The sequence below is a fragment of the Acinetobacter vivianii genome, from assembly GCF_014635885.1.
GTDB classification, from domain to species: Bacteria; Pseudomonadota; Gammaproteobacteria; order Pseudomonadales; family Moraxellaceae; genus Acinetobacter; species Acinetobacter vivianii.
Genome location: NZ_BMDR01000006.1, coordinates 53,272 through 66,935 on the forward strand (window position 1 = coordinate 53,272; position 13,664 = coordinate 66,935).

15 protein-coding genes are annotated in these 13,664 nt (G+C 42.6%); 7 read left to right on the forward strand and 8 right to left on the reverse strand.

Annotation, left to right across the window (positions count from 1 at the left end; translation table 11 throughout):
* The first annotated feature begins 14 nt into the window (after positions 1-14).
* Positions 15-812 carry a tRNA pseudouridine(38-40) synthase TruA gene (gene truA / locus IEV36_RS13205; protein ID WP_004774249.1) on the forward strand — a complete coding sequence of 266 codons (798 nt, stop codon included), beginning with the start codon at positions 15-17 and terminating at the stop codon, positions 810-812.
* Between the two features lie 66 nt (positions 813-878).
* Here the strand turns inward: truA and IEV36_RS13210 are convergent, their stop codons facing one another.
* The gene (locus IEV36_RS13210) at positions 879-1,886 is read right to left on the reverse strand and encodes an AraC family transcriptional regulator (RefSeq protein ID WP_004774248.1); all 1,008 of its coding nucleotides are present in this window, start codon (positions 1,884-1,886) and stop codon (positions 879-881) included.
* Between the two features lie 230 nt (positions 1,887-2,116).
* Between IEV36_RS13210 and infA the strand changes: the two genes are divergently transcribed.
* Positions 2,117-2,338 carry a translation initiation factor IF-1 gene (gene infA / locus IEV36_RS13215; RefSeq protein WP_001284370.1) on the forward strand — a complete coding sequence of 74 codons (222 nt, stop codon included), beginning with the start codon at positions 2,117-2,119 and terminating at the stop codon, positions 2,336-2,338.
* Positions 2,339-2,410: 72 nt separating this feature from the next.
* Here infA and IEV36_RS13220 read toward each other — a convergent pair whose 3' ends face one another.
* A complete protein-coding gene (locus IEV36_RS13220; RefSeq protein ID WP_005255340.1) occupies positions 2,411-2,782 on the reverse strand; it encodes a lysozyme inhibitor LprI family protein in 372 nt (123 codons plus the stop codon).
* 152 nt (positions 2,783-2,934) lie between these two features.
* Between IEV36_RS13220 and IEV36_RS13225 the strand changes: the two genes are divergently transcribed.
* A complete protein-coding gene (locus IEV36_RS13225; protein ID WP_005255342.1) occupies positions 2,935-3,345 on the forward strand; it encodes a hypothetical protein in 411 nt (136 codons plus the stop codon).
* Positions 3,346-3,397: 52 nt separating this feature from the next.
* Here the strand turns inward: IEV36_RS13225 and leuB are convergent, their stop codons facing one another.
* The 4 genes from leuB to leuC all read right to left on the reverse strand — a co-directional run bounded on the left by leuB (position 3,398) and on the right by leuC (position 7,319).
* Complete coding sequence (gene leuB / locus IEV36_RS13230) at positions 3,398-4,477, reverse strand: 3-isopropylmalate dehydrogenase (RefSeq protein ID WP_004774241.1); 1,080 nt, start codon at positions 4,475-4,477, stop codon at positions 3,398-3,400.
* Positions 4,478-4,523: 46 nt separating this feature from the next.
* Positions 4,524-5,102: a hypothetical protein gene (locus tag IEV36_RS13235; protein WP_004774240.1), complete on the reverse strand. Its 579-nt coding sequence runs from the start codon at positions 5,100-5,102 to the stop codon at positions 4,524-4,526.
* A 135-nt stretch (positions 5,103-5,237) separates the two neighbouring features.
* The gene (leuD, locus tag IEV36_RS13240) at positions 5,238-5,888 is read right to left on the reverse strand and encodes a 3-isopropylmalate dehydratase small subunit (RefSeq protein ID WP_005255344.1); all 651 of its coding nucleotides are present in this window, start codon (positions 5,886-5,888) and stop codon (positions 5,238-5,240) included.
* 12 nt (positions 5,889-5,900) lie between these two features.
* A complete protein-coding gene (gene leuC / locus IEV36_RS13245) occupies positions 5,901-7,319 on the reverse strand; it encodes a 3-isopropylmalate dehydratase large subunit (protein ID WP_004774237.1) in 1,419 nt (472 codons plus the stop codon).
* 344 nt (positions 7,320-7,663) lie between these two features.
* Between leuC and IEV36_RS13250 the strand changes: the two genes are divergently transcribed.
* Both IEV36_RS13250 and IEV36_RS13255 read left to right on the forward strand, forming a co-directional pair.
* A complete protein-coding gene (locus IEV36_RS13250; protein ID WP_004774234.1) occupies positions 7,664-7,870 on the forward strand; it encodes a DUF2061 domain-containing protein in 207 nt (68 codons plus the stop codon).
* A 52-nt stretch (positions 7,871-7,922) separates the two neighbouring features.
* Positions 7,923-8,786 (forward strand): LysR family transcriptional regulator, encoded by an 864-nt coding sequence (locus tag IEV36_RS13255; RefSeq protein ID WP_004774233.1) that lies wholly within the window; start codon positions 7,923-7,925, stop codon positions 8,784-8,786.
* Positions 8,787-8,884: 98 nt separating this feature from the next.
* On the opposite strand, the gene IEV36_RS13260 is transcribed toward IEV36_RS13255, so the two are convergent.
* Entirely contained in the window at positions 8,885-9,535 is a 651-nt protein-coding gene (locus IEV36_RS13260) for an HAD family hydrolase (protein ID WP_005255345.1), read from the reverse strand.
* Positions 9,536-9,718: 183 nt separating this feature from the next.
* Between IEV36_RS13260 and IEV36_RS13265 the strand changes: the two genes are divergently transcribed.
* The gene (locus IEV36_RS13265; RefSeq protein WP_004656060.1) at positions 9,719-10,195 is read left to right on the forward strand and encodes an RNA pyrophosphohydrolase; all 477 of its coding nucleotides are present in this window, start codon (positions 9,719-9,721) and stop codon (positions 10,193-10,195) included.
* A gap of 93 nt (positions 10,196-10,288) precedes the next feature.
* A complete protein-coding gene (ptsP, locus tag IEV36_RS13270; RefSeq protein ID WP_004774229.1) occupies positions 10,289-12,583 on the forward strand; it encodes a phosphoenolpyruvate--protein phosphotransferase in 2,295 nt (764 codons plus the stop codon).
* A 70-nt stretch (positions 12,584-12,653) separates the two neighbouring features.
* Here the strand turns inward: ptsP and IEV36_RS13275 are convergent, their stop codons facing one another.
* The gene (locus IEV36_RS13275; protein WP_032863813.1) at positions 12,654-13,103 is read right to left on the reverse strand and encodes a hypothetical protein; all 450 of its coding nucleotides are present in this window, start codon (positions 13,101-13,103) and stop codon (positions 12,654-12,656) included.
* Positions 13,104-13,664 lie beyond the last annotated feature (561 nt).

The window sequence follows — 13,664 nt, forward strand, 5'->3', positions numbered from 1 at the left end:
ATTGAGGTTAGAACATGCAACGTTATGCAATTGGTATTGAATTTTGCGGTACTCAATACCGTGGTTGGCAAACCCAACAGGCTGGCGTGATCACTGTTCAGGAAACCGTAGAAAAAGTGTTGAGTACCATTGCCAATGAACCCATCGTGTTACATGGCGCGGGTCGTACCGATGCAGGGGTGCATGCAACCAATATGGTGGCGCATTTTGATACCGAAGCGATCCGTCCAGAACTTGGCTGGATTCGTGGTGCCAACAGTCAACTTCCCAAAGATATTTCCATTCAGTGGATTAAATGCATGGATGAAAATTTCCATGCCCGTTTTAAGGCAGTAGCGCGTCGTTATCGTTATGTGGTGTATAACGCCCCTACTCGCCCTGCGTTGCTATACAAGCAAGTCACGCATCTCTATCAAACACTTGATGTCCAGAAAATGATTGCGGCTGCATCCAAGTTTGAAGGAACGCATAATTTCGAAACCTTCCGTGCTGCGGCGTGTCAGTCGAATCAACCTGTGCGTCATGTAAAACATTGCCGCTTGTTTGAGCATGGCCGTTATTTAGTTTTAGATATTCAGGCAGATGGTTTCTTACATCACATGGTACGCAACATCATGGGTTGCCTGCTTGAAATCGGTCAAGGCATGTATGACATCGACCATATCGATACCATGTTTGCAGCAGAAGACCGTACCGCTGCTGGTATTACCGCCCCTTCCGATGGTCTCTATTTTATTCAGGCCTATTATCCAGATGAGTTTGAATTACCGAAGATGCCTTTAGGGCCGCAATGGCTTAACTTACCTGAATAATGCACTCTACTAAGTACATAAAAAAAGCCTGATCAATTTGACCAGGCTTGTTTCATTTGAAATCAATTAACGCTGTTTACGCTTACGATATTCAACAGGCGTTTCATTGGTCCAGCGCTTAAAAGCACGATAGAAAGTACTTGGTTCAGAAAAACCAGTTAAATACACAATACGTTCCACACTTTCACTGGTATTGGCCAAAAGCTTTTTCGCCAGACGACAACGATAGTCTGAAAGAATTTGCTGGAAGCTGGTATTGGCTTCACTCAATTGCGTTCTTAAACGACGCGGCGTGATATTCAATTGTGCAGCAACCGTTTCCAGTGTCGTTTCACCACTTTCTAGAGTTGAACCTATCGCACGGCGCACTTCACCGACCAGATCGTATCGCGCAAGTTCCTGCAATTTCTCAATCGCCAGTTGCTCGTGCAATTGCAGTAATTCTGGCTCAGCTTGCCACAATGGATAGTCCAGTACCGCAGCATCAAAATAAAGACGGGTTTCTTTTTGTCCTAAGCTGACGGGGCAACCATAAACTCTGAAATATTCATCATCGGCAGCGCCTTCACTGAAATTAAAATCAATGTAGATCGGCTCAAACTGCCCTTCGGTAATAAATTTAAAGAAACGTAAAATGCCAGACATGGCACATTCAGAAAAATGGCGATTGACCAAATTATCCGACCAGAACTGTTCACCATTGGTCAAATAGCAACGACCATCTTCAATAATCAACTTGGCATCAAAGGCATCACTAATCAGACGCTGGTAAGCCAAAGCGCGCTTTAAGCCTTCACCAAAAGTTTCACTACTGATAAATAAGTGTTCAATGACTTGCCCACGATATAACGGCAAATGCTCGCCGAGATGTAATCCAATATCCGGATCTTTACTCACATCCTGTGCCGCAATCCAGAAGGCATTTTGTGCACTCAGTGGCGTTCTCGCATTGGTATCAACCTGATTTAGCGCCACGCCGGCTTTTGTTAAAATCTCTTCGGTTGGTAATCCTGCTTTACGAATTGCCTGATAACCAAAGCGCAATACAACTGATGCATCTGTTAGCTGACCCACGCAGTGCCCTTCCCTGTAGATACGTTATTATGACAATGAACAACAATTTTAGATTAACGTTGATTGACCAAACTGACAACAATATTCTGCTTATTTTGTTAAAAAAAATACCAAATTGTCCGACAGTTTCTTTCGGTTAATATCTGACAGCCTTACCGCGACTTGATCTTGTAAATTTTAAATAAATTGACTATAATTTGCGCCTTCCCAATTTGATCATCAGGTAGGCTATGGCCAATAAAGAGGAACTCATTGAGTTCGAAGGCGTTGTCACCGAAACGCTTCCTAATACGATGTTCCGTGTACGTTTAGAAAACGGTCACGAAGTTATTGCTCACATTTCTGGTAAAATGCGTAAACACTATATTCGTATTTTGACAGGTGACAGTGTAAAAGTTGAAATGACACCTTATGATTTAACCAAGGGTCGTATCACTTATCGTGCACGCTAAGTCAGATTAGTGAATGCAAAAAAGCCACATCTTTATGTGGCTTTTTTTATTCCAACAGGACATAACCTGAACTTATTCGCTTAAGCGTGTAGTTTTACACGCACCCGCTTCACACTCACGTAAGCGCTCTTGTAGCCAGTTGTTACGGTCTTGGGTCATGTTCAAACGACATTGAATATTCGCCGTGCTTTGCAAGTCTTCACTACACTCAACATCACGATAACGGATCCACGCCAACTGGGATTTCTTTAAAATTTTTTCTTGTGTTTCATTCAGGTATTTGCGTAATAGTTGATAGTTTTTATTTAAATCAGTATCCGCACTCACATAGACTTTATTGGTACAGTAAACATCATCATAACCATTACGTGTCTTATCACAATTATCCGCATAACTTAGTGTCGCCATCACACTACCCATCAATCCGAATATTAACCTGTGCATCAAACTTTCCACATCTCTTAACTCTCGGGCTCATCTAAGCATATTTTGCTTCTCTTTAGTATTACCCAAAAGTAGACAAGTTTGTACGTTTTTGTCTTTGTTTGTCTATATCGTTAGAATAGAGAGATGGGCTAAAAATTAAGGACAATAAAATGGCAAATTATAAAATATATCTGGCTGCTTTCATTTTAGGTTTACAAGGATGTGCAACCGCAGGATGGCGATCTGTACAACTACAAGACTATTTACAGCCTTATGTGGGCCAATCCGCTGATCAGATCCAGCAAAACCTAAACTTACGAAGTTTAGGCTTCCAGACCTTAAAACAACCTCAGAGAAGCAAAGAGAGTTTAGTTTTTACTGTCCTTCGTCCGATTAATATTCCAGTTCCGATTGCACAGGCTTATGGAGATCCGAGTTCACCGACCGGTGGCTCAGTACGATTAGGATCGATCTCAACCAGCCAGCAATCTTATGATGTGAATTTCTATTGTCATATCATCTTCGAACTGGATCAGCAGCAAATCGCCCGCGCCATACGTTATGAAGGTAAGGCTTGCTAAACAGCCAAATAAAAAAACGCAGCAATTGCTGCGTTTTTGCTTTCAATACAGATTAGTTCAGCGCAGAAACAACCGCCTCACCCATCGCATCTGTACCCACTTTGGTCATGCCTTCAGACATAATGTCGGCAGTACGTAAACCTTGATCTAGCACCTGACCTACAGCATCTTCAATCGCTTTGGCAGCCGCTTCTTCACGGAAGGTATAACGTAGCATCATCGCAACTGACAGCACGGTCGCCAATGGGTTGGCAATATTCTGTCCTGCGATATCAGGAGCAGAACCATGACATGGTTCATACATGCCTTTGCCATTTTCATCTAAAGAAGCCGAAGGCAACATGCCAATTGAACCAGTCAACATCGCTGCTTCGTCAGACAGGATATCGCCAAACAGATTACCTGTTACGATGACATCAAATTGCTTTGGTGCACGCACCAGTTGCATCGCTGCATTATCAACATACATATGTGATAACTGAATATTTGAATATTGAGCTTGCTGTAAATCAGTCACCGTTTGCTTCCACAACTCAGTCACTTCAAGTACGTTGGCTTTATCGACCGAACATACTTTTCCACCGCGTAATCCCGCCAGTTCAAAAGCAACTTTAGCGATACGCTTGATTTCGCTTTCTGAGTAAACGTCAGTGTTATAACCCTGCTTCTCTCCATTTTCCAGTTCACGAATACCACGCGGTTGACCAAAATAGATCCCGCCAGTTAATTCACGAACGATGAGAATATCCAGACCCGCTACAATTTCTGGCTTCAAGCTAGAAGCATCAGCCAATTGCGGATACAAAATTGCTGGACGAAGATTAGCGAATAAATTTAATTCACTACGGATTTTCAACAAACCACGTTCTGGACGAATTGAGCGCTCAATGCTATCCCATTTAGGACCACCCACAGCGCCAAGTAGAATGGCATCGGCTTTTTTTGCTTGTTCGCTGGTCACAGCTGGATACGGTTCGCCATGTGCATCAATTGCTGAACCACCGAGTAAACCATGTTCCCATGTCAAACCTAGATTAAATTTATGATTGACCTTGGTTAAAACCTGTTCCGCTGCAGCTACGATTTCAGGACCAATGCCATCACCCGCTAAAATTAAAATATGTTTAGACATCTACTTTTCCAGTTTTCATATAAGCAGTATTGACACTGCGAGCCGATTAAACCTTTTTCTCAACAAATTCGCCTAAACCTGTACTGACATCAAAAGGACGGCAGAAGCGGCGAATGGTATGTTGCTCTTGCTGTAAATCTACACATAGCGGATCAGGTACAGAAACTTTAAGTAAGCTGCCTGATGAGCGATGTGTTCTGTCTCGATACATTTTAAAGGTATAGCGCACATGCGGTTTAAACGCATGAATGACATGGAAAGTTTCTGCACGATCTGGAGAAATAGGATAAAAACGAATGACAACTTCATATTGCTTGGCAGGTACGCTTAAATACACCTGCTGCTTTCGGCTGAATACCGAACCATGTAATCGAACAATCCCCCGACCCATTGCCTGCTGGCTGATCCGGTGGGTCTTTGCATCGATTACCGCAATATCCCCGATTCGTTCAAACTCACAATTCTCAACGCCTGAACAATATAAAGTCGTGTTGTCCGCCTTACTTTCCAGCATGTTCTGTGCAATACGAACCTGATCAACCACGTTCGGTGCATTTTGACACGCGGTTAAAGTCGTACCAACACATAGACACAGTAAAATACTGCGAGCGAGTCTTCTTCTCATTATTCAAGCCCAGTCCTCATGCCTTGTTAACATGTAAGCAAAAAATTATTCGCTAGCATGTTAACAAGAGTTCAATGTCTGCGCTATGGCTATGTTAAAAATGTCCAAGACGAAGTGTAATTTCGTCCACTCAAATTAAGCCTGAATGTCCTGAAAGACCCAAGGACGCGCCTGTTTTGCTTTGGCTTCATAGGCACGAATATCGTCTGCAACCTGTAAAGTTAAGCCGATATCATCCAAGCCATTCAATAAACAATGTTTACGGAATGGATCAACTTCGAATTTAAATGCTTCACCTGTTGGCGTACGAACTTCCTGAGCATCCAAATCAATGGTTAACTGATAACCTTCATTTTCAGCACATTCTTTAAATAACTGATCCACAATCTGCTCAGACAAGATCACAGGCAACATGCCATTTTTAAAACAGTTATTAAAGAAAATATCGGCAAAGCTTGGTGCAATCACGGTACGGAAACCATATTCACTCAATGCCCACGGCGCATGCTCACGGCTTGAGCCACAACCAAAATTGGTACGTGCCAATAAAATGCTAGAACCTTGATAACGCGGCTTATTTAAAACGAAATCAGGATTTTTTGGACGTTTGCTAATGTCCTGTCCCAAATAACCTTCATCCAAATAGCGCAACTCATCAAATAAATTGTCGCCAAAACCAGTACGTTTAATTGATTTCAAAAACTGTTTTGGAATAATCAAGTCGGTATCAACATTGGCACGATCTAAAGGTGCAACAATACCTTGCTCTACAGTATATTTTTCCATGATTCTGCTCCCTTAGAATGAACGAACATCAACAAAATGGCCTGCAATTGCTGCCGCAGCCGCCATCGCTGGACTCACCAAATGGGTACGTCCACCATTGCCCTGACGACCTTCAAAGTTACGGTTTGAAGTCGAGGCACAATGCTCACCGGGTTGTAATTTATCGGCATTCATCGCCAAGCACATTGAACAACCTGGTTCACGCCATTCAAAGCCCGCTTCCAAGAAAATCTGATCCAAACCTTCCTGTTCCGCCTGCTGTTTCACCAAACCAGAACCCGGAACGATCATGGCCTGCTTGATACTCGCAGCCACTTTACGACCTTTTACCACGTCGGCAGCTGCACGGATATCTTCAATACGTGAATTGGTACATGAACCAATAAATACGCGATCTAACTGAATATCAGCCAAGGCCTGTCCAGCTGTTAAACCCATATATTGATAAGCACGGGTCCAGTCATTGCGTTGTACGTCATCTTTAGCTTGCTCTAAAGTTGGCACGGCTTGTGTCACTGGAATGACCATTTCTGGCGAGGTTCCCCAAGACACTTGTGGTTCAATCTCGGCACCATTCAATACAACTACCGCATCAAATACCGCATCTTCGTCCGAATGTAAGGTATTCCAGTATTCAACCGCCTGATCCCACTGTTCACCTGTTGGCGCATAGTTACGATCTTTGACATAGGCAATGGTCTTGTCATCAACAGCCACCATTCCCACACGAGCACCGGCTTCAATCGCCATATTACATACCGTCATACGGCCTTCGATTGACATGTCGCGGAACACTTGCCCACCAAACTCAATGGCATAGCCTGTACCGCCCGCAGTACCAATTTTGCCGATAATCGCCAAAACCACGTCTTTAGAGGTTACGCCCTTGCCCAATACGCCATCGACACGCACCAACATGTTTTTCGATTTCTTCTGTACCAAGCATTGCGTTGCCAATACATGTTCAACTTCTGAAGTCCCAATACCATGTGCCAAGCAACCAAAGGCACCATGCGTTGCGGTATGCGAGTCACCACACACCACCGTCATACCTGGTAAAGTCAAACCTTGCTCTGGCCCAACAACATGCGCGATGCCTTGGCGTATGTCATTAATACCGAATTCAACGATATTAAATGTTTTACAGTTATCGTCTAAAGTCTGAACCTGAATACGAGAAGTATCATCTTCAATCCCAGCGATACCCTGTTCACGCTCTTTTTTAGAAGTCGGTACGTTATGGTCAGGGGTTGCAACATTGGCACTTAAACGCCACGGTTGACGACCAGCAAGTTGTAAGCCTTCAAATGCCTGAGGGCTGGTCACTTCATGCAATAAATGACGATCAATATAAATAAGGCTAGAACCATCATCGCGTTGTTTTACTAAATGGTCGTCCCATAATTTGTCGTACAAAGTTTTGCCTGCCATGTCGTCGCTCTCCATCGTGCTTGCCATCGGACTGGGTATTTTTTATCTTGAATTGATTATAGCAATGCTTTTACATAAATCTAATTTATCATTTTTATAAATTAAAAAACTTTTTGGAATGATAAATTTTCTTCTCGGCTCATCTTTGTGCTTTTAAATGAAAAGCATGCGAAATCAATCTGATCCTGCCTGATCTTAACTTTAATGTCATTTTTTTTAATCATATTTAAGTGAATGTTCATTCTATTTATAAAAACAATCATCATAAATTGAAATTTCTTTTTTACATTTCAAATGATAATGATTATTATTTAATTAAATAGAGATTCTGTAGGGTGAAGCCAATGTCAAATATTCAACAATTCGTAATGAATAATAGTAGGACTTTGAAAAAAACCTTGAGTTATTACATCATGCATATTAGTGTGGCGATGCTCGTTGCATATATCATTACAGGCAATTGGATCATGGCGGCAACCTTAAGTTTGATTGAGCCAACAGTACAAGCCTTTGCTTTTTTCTTTCATGAAAAAGTCTGGAATTATTTCTAATTCAAAAAATTGCACATAAAACCAATTTAAAATCTCTCCCGGATAAGCGTGTATGAACCTCGCAGCTTTTGAAGCATTTGTAAAAGTGATGGAAACTGGTTCAATTTCTATTGCAGCAGAACAATTATTTATTACCCAGCCTGCAGTGACCAAACGGATTCATAGCTTGGAAGACTACTTTGGCGTCAAGCTATTTGAATCCGCAGGTCGTGGCATTCAACCGACTCATGCAGCACATTCTCTATTGCCCAAAGTTCAAACCTGGCTGAATAAACTGGGTGAGATTCATCATACCCTGAGTCATGAACAGGCACAGGTACAAGGTCGTCTCAAGATTGGTACCAGTCACCATATCGGTTTACATCATCTGGCTGAGCCACTTAAAAATTTTGTTCAGCATTTTCCTCAAGTCACCTTAGATGTCCATTTTGTCGATTCTGAACAGGCGCATGAACAGGTATTGGCAGGCGAACTCGAACTGGCCTTTTTAACCTTACCTCCTGTCGGAGATGATCGGCTCAACTATGTCACCATCTGGAATGATCCATTGGTATTTGTTACCGCGCCCTTCCATCCCTTGGCACAGCAAACTCAGCTCAAACTCGAAGACCTAATAGCTTATCCAAGCTTATTACCAGCAGCACAAACCTATACCAGCCAGATTACTTTGGCCGAATTTGAAAAGAATAATCTCAAACCCAAAATCACCATGAGCAACAATCCATTAGAATCCATCCGCATGTTGGTATCGATTGGTTTAGGCTGGTCTGTTTTACCCAAGACACTGGTCAATCAGGATTTAAAACAGCTAGATCTACAGCTGGATATGCAACGCCAACTTGGTATGGTCTGGCATCCAGCTCGCATCCAGTCTAAAGCGGCTGAGGAGCTGATTCGGATGATGCAGGTAGGATAAATAATCCATCCTTTGCTGTAGAAACATTGGTACGATAAAAAACCTCCACTTATGGGAGGTTTTTTATATTCTTCAAAATAGACAGGGATATAGAGACTTTAGATTGACCAGTCCTGAATTTCCCAAGCCTGCTCTTGCGCCAATTTTTCTAAACGGTCATCTGGATTGACTGCAATCGCATGGGTCGCATATTCCAGCAAGAAACGGTCATTAATCGAATCTGAATAAGCCCAAGATTCATCTACGGTGCGTCCAGCGAGCCATTGATCCAGACGTGCCAGCTTACCTTTTTGATAACATGGAATTCCTGTGACCTTGCCCGTGTATTTACCATCAACAACTTCAGCACTGGTGGCAATAATTTCTGTAATACCAAACTCACGGAAAATCGGCGCGGTAATAAAATCACTGGTCGCGGTAATCCCCACAATGGCATGCCCGAGATCCTGATGCTTTTTAATCGCATCAAATCCTTTTGGACGCATTTGTGGACGAATGATTTTTTGCATAAACAACTGATGTAATTCAGTTAAATAGTTATTGTCGTGTTTGGTGAGAAATTCAAAAACAAATTCATTATAGGCAATCGGATCCAGTTGCCCCGCTTTATAGTCTTCGTAAAACTTGTCGTTCATTTGACGATGATGAACAGGATCAACCAAAGCTTCACTGACCAAAAACTCGCCCCATGAATGGTCAGAATCGGTATTTAACAGGGTATGATCTAAATCAAACAAAGCCAATTTCATATAAATGCTCATTTAAATGCAAATTAAAGAAAAAAAACGTAAATCTATTTCCGTAAGTCACTAAAAATTCGTTAAGATCATAGCAATTTAAACATTTTACTTTGACCTTTTTCGAGTTGGACATGGAAGATAGTCTGTCCCCGAGATCAAAGTCAACGATATAGATAAAATTTAGGTAGCCAAATGATCGACTCAGAAGGTTTCCGACCCAACGTCGGGATCATTTTGGCAAACGATGACGGACAGGTTTTATGGGCAAAGCGCATTGGTCACAATGCTTGGCAATTTCCACAAGGAGGGATCCAATTTGGTGAAACCCCTGAACAGGCACTTTTTCGTGAACTGAGAGAAGAAGTCGGTTTATTGCCCGAACACGTCCAGATTATAGCGCAAACAAAAGGTTGGCTGCGTTATCGTTTGCCACATCGGTACATTCGGTCAGATTCAGATCCGGTATGTATTGGACAAAAGCAAAAATGGTTTTTACTGAAGTTAACGGCCTCGCCTCATCATATTCAGTTAAACCTGTCAGACCCACCCGAGTTCGATGAATGGCAATGGGTGAGTTACTGGTACCCATTGGGTCAAGTGGTCAACTTCAAACGTGATGTTTACCGTAAAGCCATGATGGAATTATGTTTACAACTACCTCAGCGTTAATTGTCATAGAATCATCATTTTAAGCAATGATTTTTGGCAAGAGAGCTGTTATAACTAGGCCTATAACGATTCAATAAACTGGAGTAAACATCCATGTCAAACATGCAACTCGACACCCTTAGACGCATTGTGCAAGAAATTAATGCGTCCGTCAGTTTGCATGATTCTTTGGACATTATGGTCAATCATGTGGCTGAAGCCATGCATGTGGATGTCTGCTCGATTTATTTACTGGACGAACGTAATCGCCGTTATGTGCTGATGGCATCGAAAGGTCTTAAACCTGAAGCCGTCGGCAATGTCTCGTTAAATATCGGTGAAGGTCTGGTCGGTTTAGTCGGGCAACGCGAGGAGATTGTGAACCTCGACAATGCGCCGAAGCATGACCGCTTTGCTTATTTACCTGAAACAGGCGAAGAGCTATTTAACTCGTTCCTTGGCGTGCCTGTGATGTATCGTCGTAAGGTCATGGGCGTACTTGTGGTTCAGAATAAAGAATCCCAAGACTTCAGCGAAGCCGCAGAATCCTTTTTAGTGACGCTATGTGCACAACTTTCAGGTGTCATCGCACATGCACATGCGGTCGGCAATATTGATGTGTTCCGCAAGCCAACTACAGGCTCAACTTACAAAACCTTCCAAGGTGTTTCAGGTGCAGGCGGTATCGCACTGGGTCGCGCCATCGTGCTCTACCCACCTGCCGATCTTGCTGCCATTCCAGATCGTGAAGCAGAAGATATCAGCGAAGAACTGGATTTACTGGATCAAGCCATTGCTTCGGTTCGTCAGGAAATTCAGTCCTTAGATGAAAAAATGCAAGATTCCCTCATGTCGGAAGAACGGGCGTTATTTAGCGTGTTCTTACGAATGCTGGATGAAAATGCCTTACCAAGTGAAATTAAAGACCATATTCGTGTAGGAAGCTGGGCCCAAGGTGCAGTGCGTAAAGTGATCGACAAACATGTTGCGCTGTTTGCGCAAATGGAAGATGACTATTTGCGTGAACGCGTTTCTGATCTCAAAGATCTGGGCCGTCGAATTCTAGCCTGCCTGCAAGAAGCGGATTCAAGCCATCGTGAACTCAGCCCTGATAGCATTCTGATTGGTGAAGAAATCAGTACCGCTGCTCTGGTAGAATTACCTGTTGATAATATTGCCGCAATCGTCACCTCGGAAGGTGCAGCCAATTCACATATGGTGATTGTGGCGCGTGCGCTGGGTATTCCAACAGTGGTCGGCGTTACCGAATTGCCAATCACTACGCTGGATGACATTGAAATGATTGTCGATGCTTATCAAGGCCGTGTTTTTGTCAATCCACCACGTCGTTTACGCCAACGTTATAAAGAAGTTCAGAAAGAAGAAGAACAGATCGCTAAAGATTTAAAGCAATACGAAACCAAAGATGCGATTACGCCTGATGGCATTTCTATTCCGTTATTCGTCAATACAGGTTTAATGATTGATGTGGTGCGTGGTGTTCAGCGCGGTGCCAAAGGTGTAGGTTTATACCGTAGCGAGATTCCCTTCATGCTACGTGAGCGCTTCCCTGGCGAAGAAGAACAACGCGCCATCTATCGTCAGCAGCTTAGCCATTTTGCCAATAAACCAGTGATTATGCGTACCCTCGATATTGGTGCGGATAAAGACTTGCCATACTTCAGTATTGAAGAAGAAAACTCAGCGCTAGGCTGGCGTGGACTGCGTTTTACGCTGGATCATCCTGAGATTTTCTCTGCGCAAATCCGTGCCATGCTCAAAGCCAGCATTGGCCTGAATAATCTGCATATCCTGCTGCCGATGGTAACCAGTGTCAGCGAAGTAGAAGAAGTGCTGTATCTGCTTGAGCGTGACTGGGTTGCAGTACAGGAAGAAGAACAGGTCAAGATTACCAAGCCTAAAATCGGGATTATGGTCGAGGTACCGAGCGTGCTGCTGCAAATTGATGAGTTTGCCGAACTGGTCGATTTCTTCTCGGTGGGTTCCAATGATTTAACCCAGTACTTACTAGCGGTGGATCGTAATAATCCACATGTTGCCAACGTCTATTCGCACTTCCACCCATCGATTTTACGGGCTTTGAAACGTCTGGCAGAAGATTGCCATACCCACCAAAAACCTGTCAGTGTGTGTGGTGAAATGGCGGGTGATCCATTGTCTGCGATTCTGTTAATGGCAATGGGCTTCAATACGCTATCAATGAGTTCTAGTAATATTTTGCGAGTACGCAAAGCAATTTGCCATGTGCCAATGAGCGACGCCAAAAAACTGCTTGAAGATGTACTGCAAATGAACAATCCGCTGGTGATTAAAAGCTGGCTTGAACATTATTTCAGAACCCACGGTCTTGCTGACATGGTGAAATCGAATCGTCTGGTCAGTGTATAAAATACAATTCACACAATCATAAAAAGAGCGCCCTCCTAAAAGTGGCGCTTTTTTTTATAGCTAGATTTTTTTATTTTAAATAAACCTGTTGCTTTCCTTGACCAAGTCTCACCTTCGGAAATTGGCGGTCGTAATCAATCACAATGGCATCTTTAGCCGTTAGATTGTTGCTATCAGATTGCCAAGTCACATAATAACTAATCTCAGCATCATCACGTACTTGCGGTTGAATCAACTGACGATGCCCTACGGGCACACTAAACTCAACACTAAACGGCACTTGTGATACCTGCACCTTCTTTTGCTGAATTAAAGTCGCAGGCACATCAGCCATGCGACTTTCTACCGCATATAAACTGACTGTACCTTGCTGTGGCTGAACGGCATGATTGCCTGCCCCCACAAACTCAACCGTCAAAGTAGCGGCGTGATTGGCCTTAAGTTCAGAAGTCTGCGTCATGGAGGTACAACCTGTCAGTAAAGTGAAAGATAAACCAAGACCCGTTACTATTTTTTTCATTGTTTTTATCTCATCATGAAAGAGCTCAAACATAGCATGCCTTGAATTAAAATCATGATGACTTACATATTTTCAACCTAATATCTTATCTCTGCCCCCTCAACGAGATGTTGCTCTTAAAGATGAACACTTAAGTATTGACGAATCATTAAACGATTTGTGCAATTGAACGCTGCTTTACACAACTGCAACAGGTCAATCCCCCTATTTCTGCATCAAACATCTCTATTTTTCATTTCTTCGTTCAGCGATTTTCATCCATCTAGCGGGTTGAGTAAAATTATAATAAAACTTTTATTTTTCATAAGCTTTTTTCTTTTTTTAACAATTTTTATATCCAAAAATGCTCAGCTCAAGTTTAAGATTTAGACAGCTTCAATCGAATAAAGCATTTATGACATCAACTTTAATCCATTGGAAAAAAAGCTTTCATCAACCTAGAGTAAAAATACAAAGGATGTAATCTGATTCATTACAAATCTCAATTAGGCATCTGAAATTTTGATACCCAATTTGTATATGTCCCAGTGAAGCATTCATATCTTTGAACGGTCAAATGAT

What these genes read in the sequence shown, in the direction of transcription:
- IEV36_RS13235 (WP_004774240.1), bottom strand. Translation starts at nt 5,102, where the DNA reads ATGAGAAGAAGACTCGCTCGCAGTATTTTACTGTGTCTATGTGTTGGT.
- infA (WP_001284370.1), top strand. Translation starts at nt 2,117, where the DNA reads ATGGCCAATAAAGAGGAACTCATTGAGTTCGAAGGCGTTGTCACCGAA.
- IEV36_RS13225 (WP_005255342.1), top strand. Translation starts at nt 2,935, where the DNA reads ATGGCAAATTATAAAATATATCTGGCTGCTTTCATTTTAGGTTTACAA.
- ptsP (WP_004774229.1), top strand. Translation starts at nt 10,289, where the DNA reads ATGTCAAACATGCAACTCGACACCCTTAGACGCATTGTGCAAGAAATT.
- leuC (WP_004774237.1), bottom strand. Translation starts at nt 7,319, where the DNA reads ATGGCAGGCAAAACTTTGTACGACAAATTATGGGACGACCATTTAGTA.
- IEV36_RS13260 (WP_005255345.1), bottom strand. Translation starts at nt 9,535, where the DNA reads ATGAAATTGGCTTTGTTTGATTTAGATCATACCCTGTTAAATACCGAT.
- leuB (WP_004774241.1), bottom strand. Translation starts at nt 4,477, where the DNA reads ATGTCTAAACATATTTTAATTTTAGCGGGTGATGGCATTGGTCCTGAA.
- truA (WP_004774249.1), top strand. Translation starts at nt 15, where the DNA reads ATGCAACGTTATGCAATTGGTATTGAATTTTGCGGTACTCAATACCGT.
- IEV36_RS13265 (WP_004656060.1), top strand. Translation starts at nt 9,719, where the DNA reads ATGATCGACTCAGAAGGTTTCCGACCCAACGTCGGGATCATTTTGGCA.
- IEV36_RS13250 (WP_004774234.1), top strand. Translation starts at nt 7,664, where the DNA reads ATGTCAAATATTCAACAATTCGTAATGAATAATAGTAGGACTTTGAAA.
- IEV36_RS13255 (WP_004774233.1), top strand. Translation starts at nt 7,923, where the DNA reads ATGAACCTCGCAGCTTTTGAAGCATTTGTAAAAGTGATGGAAACTGGT.
- IEV36_RS13275 (WP_032863813.1), bottom strand. Translation starts at nt 13,103, where the DNA reads ATGAAAAAAATAGTAACGGGTCTTGGTTTATCTTTCACTTTACTGACA.
- IEV36_RS13220 (WP_005255340.1), bottom strand. Translation starts at nt 2,782, where the DNA reads ATGCACAGGTTAATATTCGGATTGATGGGTAGTGTGATGGCGACACTA.
- leuD (WP_005255344.1), bottom strand. Translation starts at nt 5,888, where the DNA reads ATGGAAAAATATACTGTAGAGCAAGGTATTGTTGCACCTTTAGATCGT.